This is a genomic window from Microbispora bryophytorum (assembly GCF_006874465.1).
GTDB classification, from domain to species: Bacteria; Actinomycetota; Actinomycetes; order Streptosporangiales; family Streptosporangiaceae; genus Microbispora; species Microbispora bryophytorum.
The window spans coordinates 416,118-428,932 of the sequence record NZ_VIRL01000002.1; the positions used below are offsets into that span (position 1 = coordinate 416,118).

Annotated in this window: 11 protein-coding genes; 8 read left to right on the top strand and 3 right to left on the bottom strand. The window is 72.4% G+C overall.

The window, feature by feature from the left end:
* Positions 1 to 166 precede the first annotated feature (166 nt).
* On the top strand, positions 167 to 1,303 hold the full coding sequence (locus FLX07_RS06220) for an alkaline phosphatase PhoX (RefSeq protein WP_229689637.1): 1,137 nt from the start codon (positions 167 to 169) through the stop codon (positions 1,301 to 1,303).
* A 207-nt stretch (positions 1,304 to 1,510) separates the two neighbouring features.
* Here the strand turns inward: FLX07_RS06220 and FLX07_RS06225 are convergent, their stop codons facing one another.
* Positions 1,511 to 2,419: a bifunctional helix-turn-helix transcriptional regulator/GNAT family N-acetyltransferase gene (locus FLX07_RS06225; protein WP_142568468.1), complete on the bottom strand. Its 909-nt coding sequence runs from the start codon at positions 2,417 to 2,419 to the stop codon at positions 1,511 to 1,513.
* Between the two features lie 263 nt (positions 2,420 to 2,682).
* Between FLX07_RS06225 and FLX07_RS06230 the strand changes: the two genes are divergently transcribed.
* From FLX07_RS06230 to thiI, 4 genes are all read left to right on the top strand, one after another.
* The gene (locus tag FLX07_RS06230; protein ID WP_142568469.1) at positions 2,683 to 3,708 is read left to right on the top strand and encodes a 6-phosphofructokinase; all 1,026 of its coding nucleotides are present in this window, start codon (positions 2,683 to 2,685) and stop codon (positions 3,706 to 3,708) included.
* 185 nt (positions 3,709 to 3,893) lie between these two features.
* Positions 3,894 to 5,141, top strand: a complete 1,248-nt coding sequence (macS, locus tag FLX07_RS06235; protein ID WP_142568470.1) for a MacS family sensor histidine kinase — start codon at positions 3,894 to 3,896, stop codon at positions 5,139 to 5,141.
* Between the two features lie 113 nt (positions 5,142 to 5,254).
* The gene (locus tag FLX07_RS06240) at positions 5,255 to 5,959 is read left to right on the top strand and encodes a response regulator (RefSeq protein ID WP_142568931.1); all 705 of its coding nucleotides are present in this window, start codon (positions 5,255 to 5,257) and stop codon (positions 5,957 to 5,959) included.
* A gap of 142 nt (positions 5,960 to 6,101) precedes the next feature.
* Positions 6,102 to 7,298 (top strand): tRNA uracil 4-sulfurtransferase ThiI, encoded by a 1,197-nt coding sequence (gene thiI / locus FLX07_RS06245; RefSeq protein WP_142568471.1) that lies wholly within the window; start codon positions 6,102 to 6,104, stop codon positions 7,296 to 7,298.
* Positions 7,299 to 7,353: 55 nt separating this feature from the next.
* On the opposite strand, the gene aroF is transcribed toward thiI, so the two are convergent.
* Entirely contained in the window at positions 7,354 to 8,406 is a 1,053-nt protein-coding gene (aroF, locus tag FLX07_RS06250) for a 3-deoxy-7-phosphoheptulonate synthase (protein ID WP_142568472.1), read from the bottom strand.
* A 246-nt stretch (positions 8,407 to 8,652) separates the two neighbouring features.
* Here aroF and FLX07_RS06255 point away from each other — a divergent pair, with 246 nt between their 5' ends.
* Together FLX07_RS06255 and FLX07_RS06260 are read left to right on the top strand one after the other, a co-directional pair.
* Positions 8,653 to 9,273: a molybdopterin-dependent oxidoreductase gene (locus FLX07_RS06255; protein WP_142568473.1), complete on the top strand. Its 621-nt coding sequence runs from the start codon at positions 8,653 to 8,655 to the stop codon at positions 9,271 to 9,273.
* Between the two features lie 27 nt (positions 9,274 to 9,300).
* Positions 9,301 to 10,440, top strand: coding sequence for a sensor histidine kinase (locus FLX07_RS06260; RefSeq protein ID WP_142568474.1), 1,140 nt, complete (start codon positions 9,301 to 9,303; stop codon positions 10,438 to 10,440).
* A 37-nt stretch (positions 10,441 to 10,477) separates the two neighbouring features.
* Here the strand turns inward: FLX07_RS06260 and FLX07_RS06265 are convergent, their stop codons facing one another.
* On the bottom strand, positions 10,478 to 11,845 hold the full coding sequence (locus FLX07_RS06265) for a sensor histidine kinase (protein ID WP_142568475.1): 1,368 nt from the start codon (positions 11,843 to 11,845) through the stop codon (positions 10,478 to 10,480).
* Positions 11,846 to 12,059: 214 nt separating this feature from the next.
* On the opposite strand from FLX07_RS06265, the gene FLX07_RS06270 reads away from it, so the two are divergent.
* Complete coding sequence (locus FLX07_RS06270; RefSeq protein WP_142568476.1) at positions 12,060 to 12,788, top strand: LytR/AlgR family response regulator transcription factor; 729 nt, start codon at positions 12,060 to 12,062, stop codon at positions 12,786 to 12,788.
* The last annotated feature ends 27 nt before the right edge of the window (positions 12,789 to 12,815 follow it).

Here is a 12,815-nt window from a genome sequence, read left to right on the forward strand (position 1 = left end):
TTCACACGAGACGGGTCGACTGGTCGCCTCGATGTGTGCGGCGGACCGCCGGGGGACACGAAAGCGATCCGGTCCGGGCACGGCGGCGGCGGCGCGGGAACGAGCGAACGGCCCGCCGGTGGGCGGACCGGCATGTCCGGGGAGCAGGTCAAGGAGGCGGCCGGCGGTGCAGGGTATCTCCATCCGATCGGCGGCGCTCTCGGCGCTGCCGGGGGCGTTGTGGCGCGCGACGTTCGCACGGCCCGACGGCCGATGCGAGCCGAGCGGCGGGAGCGAGTCGTACGGGCAGGGGGATCCGGACGGCCCGTTCCCGGCGGACGTGCTGGGGGCCCTGCCGCAGGGTTTCGCCGGCCGGATCGTGGCGCGGTCGGGAGAGCGGGCCGGGGGAGTGGCCTGGCACGCGGCGCCGGACGGCGGTGGATGCTTCCCGGACGGGGACGGCTGGATATACGTGTCCAACTGCGCGCTGCCGCTGCTGGGCGGCGTGACGGCGCTGCGGTTCGCCCCGGACGGGGCCCTGCGCAGCGGATATCGCATCCTGTCCGGCGCCGACCGCTGCGGGGCCGGCGTCGCGACACCGTGGCACACCTGGGTGTCGGGCGAGCGGACGCCGTACGGCCGGGTCTTCGAATGCGACCCGTACGGCCTGCGCGCCCCCATGCCCCGGCTCGCGATGGGGCTGTTCGCGCACGGCGGCGTGGCCTGTGATCCCGACCGGGGCGTCGTCTACCTCACCGAAGGTGAGGCGGACGGATGCCTGTACCGGTTCCGTCCGGACGACTGGGGCGATCTCACGACGGGCGTTCTTGAGGTGATGGCCGGCGACCCCGGCGAGGAGTCCGTGGCCTGGGAACGGGTGCCGATCCCGGCTCTTCGCGACCATGTTCCCCTGCGTGAGCAGGTGAAGGGTGCCAGGAAGTTCGCGGGCGGCGGTGACTGTCGCTATTCCGGCGGCCTGGTTTGCTTTGTCACCGAGGGCGACGGCCGCGTGTGGGCGTACGACGCCGCCCGCGAACGCCTGACGGTGTTGCATCGGACGGCCGGCGGTGCGGACGGCGATGCGGCTGGCGATGCGTGCGGGGGGCCGGGCGGCGGTGCGGACGGCGAGATCACCCTCGTCGGCGGGGACCGGACGGTGCCGTTCCTGCGCGTCACGGGCGGCTGGACCGTCGCGGGCTCCTCGATGTCACCGGCCGGCGACAGGCTCTACTTCTCCTGCCGTCCACCGCGGGATGCCCGGCCCGTCCCGGCCGCCGTGACCGTCGAGGTCAGCGGGCCGTTCCGCGATCTCGTCCGGGCCTGAACCGGCAGGCCGGCCGTCGCTCCGCATCGCCGGAACGGTCGCTCGTCGCAGCTCGGCCCGCACCGCCGGGAGGCTCCCCGGCCGTGACGAGCGGCGCGTCCGCCATGCCTGATCGACGGCCACGCACACGGAGCGGGCCGCCGCTCACGGGTTCCGCTCCACCGATTCCGGCATGGGGATCACGGCCGCCCGGACGGTCCTGGGAGGTTACAGGTCCCTGGCCCATATCTGATCGTTGACGGGGACGCCCGCCTCCTCGCCCGGGTGCTGCTCCATCAGTTCGAACCCCGCCGCCTGGTAGATCCGGCGGGCACTCGCGAGCGAGTCGCGGGTCCAGAGCATGATCCGCCGGTAGCCGGCCGCCGAGGCGAAGCGCAGGCACTCCTCGACCAGCCGCCCGCCGATGCCCCTGCCGCGCGCGGACGACTCGACCAGCAGCAGGCGGAGCTGGGCCGTCGTGTCGTCCTTGCGCACGCAGAAGACGCACCCCACCGGCTCGCCGCGCACCTCGGCGATCCAGCATGCCTCCCCGCTGGGGTCGTGGTTCTCGACGTAGTCGGCGACGATCCGTGCGACCAGGGCCTCGAACGCGGCGCCCCAGCCGTACTCCTCGCTGTAGACGACCCCGTGCCGGTGCACCACCCAGCCGAGGTCGCCCGCCCGCGGGGGCCTGATCACGTACGGCTCGTGCCGCTCGACGGGCTGCAGCAGGCTCCGCACGGCGCCCATCGCGGAGACGAGCCGGCGGCGTTCGGGATCGGTCAGCTTCGACAGCAGGGTCTCGATCTCGCCGGCCGAGCGCCGGTCGAGCACGGCGAAGGTGTCGCGGCCCTTGGGGGTGAGCCGTACGACCTGGCGGCGGGCGTCCTCGGCCGAGCGCTCCCGGGACACGAGCCCGTCGGTCTCGAACCTGGCGAGAATCCTGCTCAGGTAGCCGGGGTCGAGACCGAGCACGGCCCTGACGCTGGCGGCGTCCGCCGCCTCCGTGGTGCCGAGTTCGAACAGCACTCGCGCCTCGGTCAGGGAGTAGGGGGTGTCGTGCATTCCCGCTCCGAGCACGCCGATGACGGACGTGTAGAAGCGGTTGAAGGCCCGGACTTCCGAAACGATGTCCATTTTCCTTTGCCTAACTCAAGGAAATGATTGACGGAGTCAAACATAGAACCACGGAGGGCCGTTGGGAAGACGCCTGTCTCGCGACGCGGGCGGTCTCGCCGTGCGAGACTGAGTTGGTCTGGTCGGCCGGGTGGCGTAGCCTCTCCTTTTGGTCTAGACCATTGAGATAGGCTCGGGCGGAATCGGTGCGGTGGAGCGCCGGGGTCCGCGTCGGGCCGGCCGCGCCATTCCGCGCGTAATCCCAGATGGAGGAAGAACCCGTCATGCGTATTGGAGTCCTGACCGGCGGCGGCGACTGCCCCGGGCTGAACGCGGTGATCCGCGGCGTCGTCCGCAAGGGCGTCGGCGTGTACGGGCACGAGTTCGTCGGGTTCCGGGACGGCTGGCGTGGCCCTCTGGAGGGCGACACCATGCCGCTCGACATCCAGGCCGTCCGTGGCATCCTGCCGCGTGGCGGCACGATCCTCGGCTCCTCCCGCACGAACCCGATCAAGATCGAGGGCGGTGTCGAGCGGATCAAGGAGAATCTCGCGGCGCAGGGCGTCGACGCGCTCATCGCCATCGGCGGTGAGGACACGCTGGGCGTGGCCAAGCAGCTGTTCGACCGCGGCGTGAAGGTCGTCGGCGTGCCCAAGACGATCGACAACGACCTCAACGCCACCGACTACACCTTCGGCTTCGACACCGCGGTCAACATCGCGATGGAGGCCATCGACCGGCTGCACACCACCGCGGAGTCGCACCACCGCGCGCTGATCTGCGAGGTCATGGGCCGTCACGCGGGCTGGATCGCGCTGCACGCGGGCATGGCCGCCGGCGCCAACGTCATCCTGATCCCGGAAAAGCCCTTCGACATCGAGAAGGTCTGCGCCTACGTCGAGTCGCGGTTCAAGACCCGCTACGCGCCGATCATCGTCGTCGCCGAGGGCGCCCACCCGCTTGAGGGCCAGATGGCGCTGCAGGCGGGCGAGCTGGACGCGTTCGGCCACGTGCGTCTCGGCGGCATCGGCGAGCTCCTCGCCAAGGAGATCGAGAAGCGCACCGGCAAGGAGGCCCGCACCACGGTCCTCGGCCACATCCAGCGCGGCGGCACCCCGACCGCCTACGACCGCGTGCTCGCGACCCGCTTCGGTCTCGGCGCGATCGACGCGGCGCACGAGGGCGACTTCGGCAAGATGATCGCGCTGCGCGGCACCGACATCGTCCGCGTCGGCCTCGCCGACGCGACCGCCGAGCTCAAGACCGTGCCGCCCTCCCGCTACGAGGAGGCCGAGGTCTTCTTCGGCTGATCGGTCACGGGCCCGTCACCGCGGCCCGGGCACGATCCTGTACGGCTCCCGCGTCGCCCCGCGGGAGCCGTACGCATGCGGGGCCCCGAAGGGCGCCGGATGCACGCGCGAAAGCGTGGCGATTGCCCGATCATGTGAGCGGAGGGCCCGGCCCTCCCGGCTCGCGATCAGGAGAGGGCGCCGCGATGGGCATCGAGGGACCGTTCTGGCGGGCGATCGGGGTCTTCCGCGTGGCGTCGCTCGCGTACGCCGCGCTGCTCGTGCTCAGGGCCGGCGGCTACGCCCGTCCCGCCGCGGCCTGGGCCGTCGTCGGGGTGATGGCCGTCTGGACGGTCGTCATGCTCGTCCCGCCTCCCGCCGCGCGGCGTGGGCCGCTGCTGGCCGCCGATCTCGTCGTCACGGCGGGATGCCTGCTGGCCACGCCGTACGCGCAAAGTAGCGGCGACATCCTGGACGGTGCGCTGCCGATCACGGCGACCTGGGTGGCCGGGCCTGTCCTGGCGTACGGCGTGGCGCGGGGACGCCGGGCCGGCGCCGTCGCCGCCGCGATCATGTCGGCGGCCGACCTGTGGCTGCGCAGCGGCCACGGGGTCGACCTCGCCTCGATCCCGGTGAACGGCGCCGTTCTCATGTTCATGGCCGGAGTCGTCGTCGGGCACGTCGCCCGGCTCGCGCGGGAGGCCGAGGAGCGCATGCGGCGCGCCGCGCGGATCGAGGCGGCGGGCCGCGAGCGGGAGCGGCTGGCCCGGGGCATCCACGACTCGGTGCTTCAGGTGCTGGCCCTGGTGCAGCGCAGGGGCGCGGAGATCGGCGGCGAGGCGGCCGAGCTGGGCAGGCTCGCGGGGGAGCAGGAGGCGGCGCTGCGGGCGCTGGTGCAGGCCCCGCCGGTGGCTGAGGCGCCGGACCCTGCGCCACCGCCGGGCCTTCGCGGCCGGCTCAGGTCGCCGGCGCGGCCTCGCCGTCACCTCGACGGCGCTGGATGTCCAGAAACGGGCCTCACGAGAACCGGCCCTGCGGAGCCCGAGGTCGATCTGCGTGACCTGCTGCGGCCGTACGGCACCTCCCGGGTGACCGTGTCCGCGCCCGCGACACCGCTGTCGTTGCCTGCCGAGAGCGCGCGGGAGGTGGCGGCGGCCGTCGGCGCGGCCCTCGACAACGTCGTGCGGCACTGTCCCGACGGCGCCCGCGCGTGGATACTCGCGGAGGAGGACGGCGGCGCGGTGGTCGTCACCGTGCGCGACGACGGGCCGGGCATCGCCGAGGGCCGGCTGGAGCAGGCGGCCCGCGAGGGGCGCATGGGCGTGGCCCGCTCGATCCGGGGCCGCGTGACCGACCTCGGCGGCACGGTGGCGATCACCTCGTCGCGGACGGGAACGGAGATCGAGCTGTCGGTCCCGGTGCGGGCGGACGAAGGAAGCGAGAGGCGGTCGTGAGCGGAGACGGACGGCTGCGCGCGGATGATGCCGCGCGCCGGGCCGCGGGCACAGAGCCCGAGGATGCGCGGGCTGAGGATGCGCGGGCCGAGGACGCGGGGGCGGTAGACGCGATGGCCGAGGTCGCGGGGGCGGCAGACGGCCGTGAACGCCCGCGGGTGCGGGTCATGGTGGTGGACGACCACCCGATGTGGCGGGAGGGGGTCGCCCGGGACCTGACCGAGGCCGGATACGACGTCGTCGCCGCCACCGGAGAGGGCCGCCAGGCGCTGCGCGTCGCGGCGGCGGTGCGGCCGGGCGTGGTCGTGCTCGACCTGCGGCTGCCGGACCTGCCGGGCGTGGAGGTGGCCCGGGGGCTGGGCGCGTCCGCGGCGCCGCCGCGCGTGCTGGTCCTGTCGGCCAGTGCCGAGGAGGCGGACGTGCTGGAGGCGGTCAAGGCGGGCGCCTCTGGATATCTCGTGAAATCGGCGAGCCGGGAGGAGTTCCTCGACGCGGTCCGGCGCACCGCCGAGGGCGACGCCGTCTTCACCCCCGGCCTGGCCGGGCTGGTGCTGGGGGAGTACCGCAGGCTGGCCCACCGGCCTGCCGGCCCGGGCCCGGACGCCGCGCAGGACGGCCCCCGGCTGACCGACCGGGAGACCGAGGTGCTGCGCATGGTCGCCAAGGGCCTGACGTACCGGCAGATCGCCGAACGTCTGGTGCTGTCGCATCGCACCGTGCAGAACCACGTGCAGAACACGCTGAGCAAGCTCCAGCTCCACAACCGGGTCGAGCTGGTCCGCTACGCGATAGACAAGGGCCTGGCCGAACTCGACTAGACGGTAATCGTCTCTGTCGCGGCGACGGCATTACAGTGGGGAAGCCCGCATCGCTGTGACGCGTTGTCCTTGGCGTATGTCCCCTGGCCGCGCCCTTTCCCCGGCGTGACGGCCGTCCATGTCCGTCCGGAGGTTTCCACATATGACCATGACCGCCCTCGGAGAGCCCTCGGTGCTGCTCAAATTAGGCGAGGTGGTTCTCAAGGGCCGGAACCGCGAGATCTTCGAGATGCGCCTGCGGGCGAACATCAAGCACGCTCTCAAGGATCACCGGGTCGACATCCGCCAGCGGCACGGGGTGATCGCCCTGTTCCTGCCCTCGGGAACCGAGGTGGAGGAGGCCGAGGCGGTGGCGGCCCGCGTCGCCGACGTGCCCGGGATCGTGCTGGTCCATCTCGCGTGGCGGGTGCCGAAGGACCTGGACACGATCACCAAGGCCGCCATCGAGCTGATCAGGGACAGCGACGAGGTGGCCCGCAAGGCGCGCTTCGCCGTACGGGCGCGGCGTCGCGACAAGCGCTTCCCGCTGCGCTCCAACGAGCTGGACCGCATCGTCGGCGGGGCGATCAACGACACCTACGGGCTGCCGGTCGACCTGAGCAAGCCGGAACTGACCGTGCACATCGAGGTGGACAGGGACGAGGCGTTCCTGTTCACCGAGGGCCGCCCGGGCCAGGGCGGCCTGCCGGTCGGCTCCAGCGGCCGGGCGCTGGCGCTGCTGTCCGGCGGCATCGACTCCCCGGTCGCCGCCTACCGCATGATGCGCCGCGGCCTGCGGGTCGACTTCCTGCACTTCTCCGGCATCCCGTTCACCACGTCGGAGTCGATCTATAAGGCGTACGCGCTGGTGCGCAACCTGGACAAGTTCCAGGGCAAGTCGCGGCTGTGGGTGGTGCCGTTCGGCAAGGCGCAGCAGTCGATCAAGAACTCCGGCCAGGACCGGCTCGCGGTGATCGCGCAGCGGCGGCTGATGCTCAAGACGGCCGAGGAGGTCGCCCACCGCATCCACGCCGAGGCGCTGGTCACCGGTGACAGCCTCGGCCAGGTCTCCTCGCAGACCCTGGCCAACATCACGGCCCAGGACCACGCCGTGGACCTGCCGATCCTGCGCCCGCTGATCGGCCTGGACAAGACCGAGATCATGGCCGAGGCCCGCCGGATCGGAACGCTGGAGATCTCCGAGCTGCCGGACGAGGACTGCTGCACGCTGCTCGCGCCCCGGCAGGCCGAGACCCGAGCGAAGATCGAGGACCTCCAGCAGATCGAGCGGCGCCTCGACGCGGAGGATCTCGCCGCCCAGCTGGCCGACTCCATCCAGCCGTACAAGCTCGACGTCTGAGCCGGTGCCGGCCCCCGGGCGTCGCCCGGGGGCCGGTGGTTTCGAGTCGCGCGGGTCAGGCGAGGGCGGGCGCCGCGACCCCGGTGGGCGTGACGGCCGCCGTCCGGCCCAGCAGCGGGGGGAAGTCGCGCATGACCGTCGCGAGGTCGTCCAGGTCCCCGTTCACCAGGGCCTGCGGGCCGTCGCACAGGGCCTGCTCGGGGTGGGGGTGGACGTCGACGATCAGGCCGTCGGCCCCGACCGCGACGGCGGCCCGCGACAGCGGCAGCACGAGGTCGCGCCGGCCGCCGGAGTGTGACGGGTCCACGATCACCGGCAGGTGCGACAGCCGCTGCACGACCGGGACCGCCGAGATGTCGAGGGTGTTGCGGGTGGCGGGCTCGTAGGTGCGGATTCCCCGCTCGCACAGCACGATGTCGAGGTTGCCGCGCTGGGCGACGTACTCGGCCGCCATCAGCCACTCCTCGATGGTCGCCGTCATGCCCCGCTTCAGCATGACCGGCTTGCCCGCCGCGCCCACGGCCTGCAGCAGCGCGAAGTTCCCCGCGTTGCGGGTGCCGACCTGCAGCATGTCGGCGTACGACGCGACGAGCGCCACGTCGTGGGCGTCCACGACCTCGGTGACGATCGGCAGCCCGGTCTGCTCGCGTACGTCGGCCAGGATCCGCAGGCCCTTCTCGCCCAGTCCCTGGAAGGCGTACGGCGAGGTGCGCGGCTTGTAGGCGCCGCCGCGCAGCAGCGTCGCGCCCGCCGCCTTGGCCATCAGCGCGGCCTCCAGCGTCTGCTCCGGCGTCTCGACCGCGCACGGGCCCGCGATGAGGGTGACGGTGTCCGGCCCGATCGGCACGCCGCGCACGGTCACCGTGGAGCGTTGCGGATGGTTCTCCCTGCTCACGAGCTTGTACGGCGTGGAGACCCGCACGACGTCCGCGACGCCCGGCATGGCGCGCAGGTTCAGCGTGGCGAACTGCTCGACGTCGCCGACGAGGCCGACGATCGTGCGGTTCACGCCGCGGCTCGCGAACGCCTCCCCTCCGGCCGCGGCGACGAGGTCGGTGATCGCCTCGATGTCGTCCTGGGTGGCTTCGGGGGTCATGACGATGACCATGGTGACTCCTGTCGCGGTGAACGGTGCGGGTCGGAAACGACGAAGGCCCCGGGTCCTGTGGACCCGGGGCCTTCGTTCGCCGTGGCTGTCAGCGCAGCGCATGGAGGCGATCGGTCCTCACGGGTCCGTCGCCATACCAAAACGACCAAGCGGTGCGCATGTGACGCAATATAGCGCATGCTTTCTTGATCATGCCGCACTCCGCGTCAGGGGGCCGGTGCGGTCGTCCTCGCGGCGGATGGCAGGATGGCCTGCGTGCCGGAGAATCCTGAGGAGGAGACGCGCCTGCCCCCGGGCCAGTACGTCCCACGCGGACGGCCTGTCGTCCACTACGGGCGGGTCCCGGCGTTCCGTCCTGGGACATGGCGTTTCCAGGTGTTCGGCGCGACGGCCTCGGGCCGGGTCCACGAGTTCTCGTGGGAGGAGTTCTCCGCGCTGCCCAGGACGACGGTCGTCGCGGACTTCCACTGCGTCACCAAGTTCTCCCTCATGGGCAACGAGTGGGGTGGCGTGTCCCCGTCGGTGCTGCTCGACCGCGTCCCCCCGGCGCCGGGCGTGCGCCACGTCATGGTCTGGGCCGAGTACGGCTACAGCGCGAACATGCGCATGTCCGACTTCGATCGCCCGGCCACGCTGTTCGCCACGCATCTCGGCGAGAACCCGCTGTCGCCCGAGGGCGGCCATCCCGTACGGATCGTGGTGCCGCACCTGTACGCCTGGAAGAGCGTGAAGTGGGTGCGTGCGGTCGAGTACCTGACCGAGGACCGGCGCGGCTTCTGGGAGGACCGCGGGTACCACAACGTGGCCGATCCCTGGAAGGAGCAGCGCTACTCATATCAGGAGGACCCGGGCGACGGCCCTCCCTGAGGCCGCCGAGCGGCTACGGTGTCCGGCGTGTCTTCAGCCGTCTGGGTCACGCTGTGCGCGCTCTGCGGGGTCTGCGGCGGCGCACTGGGTCGCGCCCTCGCCTGCCGCGGGCCGGCCCCCGGCGAACCGCCGGGAGAGTCGACGTTCCTCGCCCTGCGTGTCGCCGGGCTGGCGGCACGCTCGCTGCGCGCGGGGCTCACCGGCGGCTCCGCCCGCCGCGCCGCCCGGCACCTGCGGACGTTGCTCGGCACCGCCGGCCTGGTGGTCGCCACGAGCGACCGTGTCCTGGCCAGGGACGGCACAGGTGTGCCGGCGGACGAGGTGGTCCTCGCCGAGGTGCGCGCGGCCATGGAGTGCGGCAGGCCACGCCGCGCCCGCGCCGCGGGCGGTGACCGGTACGGGGTGGTCGTCCCCCTGACGGTGGAGGGGCGGGCGGTCGGCGCGCTCGCGGCGTACGACGCGCAGATCGGCGTCGCCCTGACGCGCACGGCGGCCGAGGTGGGCCGCTGGATGTCCGGCCAGCTCGAACTCGCCGAGCTCGACGCCTCCCGCAGGCGGACCCTGGAGGCGGAGGCGCGGGCGCTGCGGGCACAGATCTCGCCCCACTTCGTGTACAACTCGCTCACCACGATCGCCTCGTTCGTCCGGACCGATCCCGAGCGCGCCCGCGAGCTGCTGCTCGACTTCGCCGACTTCATCCGGTACGCGCTGCGCCGGGCGGCCGACTTCACCTCGCTCGCCGACGAGCTGAGCTGCGTCGACCGCTACCTGCTGCTGGAGCAGGCGAGGTTCGGCGACCGGCTGCGCTTCACCGTCCAGGTCGCGCCCGAGGTGCTGCGGGTCGACGTGCCCTTCCTGTGCCTGCAACCCCTCGTCGAGAACGCCATCAAGCACGGCATGCCGGGGGAGGTCCGGGTCGTGATCAGGGACGCCGGGCCGGAGGCGCACATCTGGGTCGAGGACGACGGCGTCGGCATGGACCCCGAGCATCTGCGGGCCGCGCTCGCCGAGGAGAGCAGCGGGATCGGGCTGAGCAACGTGGATCTGCGCATGCGCCACCTCTACGGCCCGGACTACGGGCTCATGGTCGAGACGGCGCCGGGCAAGGGGACCCGCATCCGGCTGCGCATCCCCAAGAGCCGCCCCCGGGCCGTCCCGGCTCATTAGCGGATCACCGCGCCCACGAGACGGCCGGGCCGGGCGCTTAGTTGGTCAGGAGCGGGAGCCGGAGGACGAACCGGGCACCGCGTGGGGAGTCCTCGACGCACAGGCTCCCCTGGTGCGCCACCGCGATCGCCCGGCACAGGGCCAGGCCGAGGCCGCTGCCGGTGGGATCGAGGCGCCGCCCCGCCTCCAGACGGGTGAAGGGTTCGAAGATGCGCTCCCTGTCCACCTCGTCGACGCCGTCGCCGTCGTCCAGCACGACCACCAGCGCCTGGGCTCCGGCGCGCTCGGCGCTCACGTCCACCTGACCGTTGGCGTGGCGCTGCGCGTTCACCAGCAGGTTCGTCACGATGCTGGCCAGTTGCACGCGGTTGCCGAGGACCCGGACGTCCGGCTCGGTCCTGGCGCGCACCGGCACGTCCGTGGTGCGCGCCGCGGCCTCTGCGCGCACGAGCTCCCCGAGGTCGACGGGCTCGGACGAGCACGGCGTGTTGCGGAGCCGGGCGAAGGCGAGCAGCTCGTCGATGATCAGCTGCATGCGGTCGGCGGCGGGCAGCGCCCTGGCGATCGCCTCCCGCGCGTCGATCTCCGGGTAGAGCAGCGCCTCCTCCAGCCTGGTGCGCAGGCCGGTGAGCGGGGACTTGAGCTCGTGGGACACGATGGCGGCGAACTCCCGCTGCCGTCTGACCGCGCACTCCAGCCGGCTGAGCGTCTGGTTCGCGGCGCGGGCGAGCTGGGCGACCTCGTCCCGGCCGGGCGGCTGCGGCACCCGCAGGGACAGGTCGTTGGCGGTGATCTCGGACACCCGCTGCCGGATCGCGTTGATGGGGAGCAGGACGCGGCCCGTCGACCGCCAGGTCGTCAACGTCCACAGGACCGCCAGCAGCGCCGCGGCGGCGCCGACGAGGAGCTCCAGCCGCTGCCCGCGCAGGGTGGGCGGCTGGTCCGTGCCGGCGTAGACGAAGTGGGGCTCGCCCTGCCAGAGCTCCCAGGACCGCAACGGCGAGACCCGGCTGGCGGTGAGCATGACGCACTGATCGTTCTCGGGGCACTCGGTCACGTCCCGGAAGCGCTCTTCCTCTGTCGGCCTGACCGTGCTCAGCGGCCGATCGCCGGCCATGGGCCCGGCCTTCACCACTCGGCCCCGCGAGTCGACGAGCTGGACGAGCGGGACCCGCGCCGTCGGCGTCGGCGGCGGAACCTCTCCACGTTCCATCAGGCCCATCCACTCGGTGGCGACGTGACGCGTCTCCTTGAAGATCTCGCTCTCGATCCGGTGCCGCAGCAGCAGGCACAGGCCGGCCGCGATCACGGCGGCGACGAGCACGGACACCGCCGCCACGGCCAGCGTCACGCGCGCCTGGATGGAGTGGGAGAAGGGAAGGAACATGGCCGGTCTGATGCTCATCAAAGTTCCTCGGTCGGCCTGGTCTCCTTGTCAACCGTAAGTAGTCGTAGCGGATGAAATGCCATTTAGGCGGCTATGGACGAATAGGTCTACCCAGACTTGGCCCGAAGCTTGCCTCGGCGCTTACCGCATGGTGGCGGAGAGTATCGGGAATGTTACCTACCGCTCGGTTACCCCTTGCGCGGAAGGCAGGACACCCGGCACGGTGGACGCCATGCTGCGTGTGCTCGCGGTGGACGACGAGGTCCCCGCCCTGTCCGAGCTCGCCTTCCTGCTCCGGCAGGACGCCCGGGTGGAGCACGTGAGCACGGCGACCGACGGCGGCGCCGCGCTGCACGACATGGTCCAGATGATCGCCGACGGGGAGCGCCTCGACGGCGTCTTCCTGGACGTGCGCATGCCGGGCCTCGACGGCCTCGACCTGGCCCGGCTCATCGGCGGTTTCCCCGCGCCTCCCCGCCTGGTCTTCGTCAGCGCCCACGACTGCGCCGTCCAGGCGTTCGAGCTGGAGGCCGTCGACTACCTGCTCAAGCCCGTACGCCCGGAACGCCTGGCGGAGGCCGTACGCCGGCTCTCGGCCGCCGTCGCGCCTCCGGGCACAGAGGAGGACCTGGAGATGATCCCGGTCGAGCTCGGGGGCCGCACGAAGTTCGTGGCCCGGCAGGACGTGTGCTACGCCGAAGCCCACGGCGACTACGTACGCCTGCACACGGGCGACGCCATCTACCTCGTGCGGATGTCCCTCGCGGCGCTGGAACGCCGCTGGGCGGGCGCCGGGTTCGTCCGGGCCCACCGCAGCACCCTCGTCAACGCCCGGCACGTGAGCGAGCTGCGCTTCGACGCCGGGCGGGTGGTCCTGCAGGTGGGAGGCGAGACGCTGCCGGTGAGCAGGCGGCACACCCGGCAGGTGCGCGAGCAGCTCGTCCGCCAGTTCCGCCCCTGAGCCTCCACGCGTTCACTTCGCACGTAC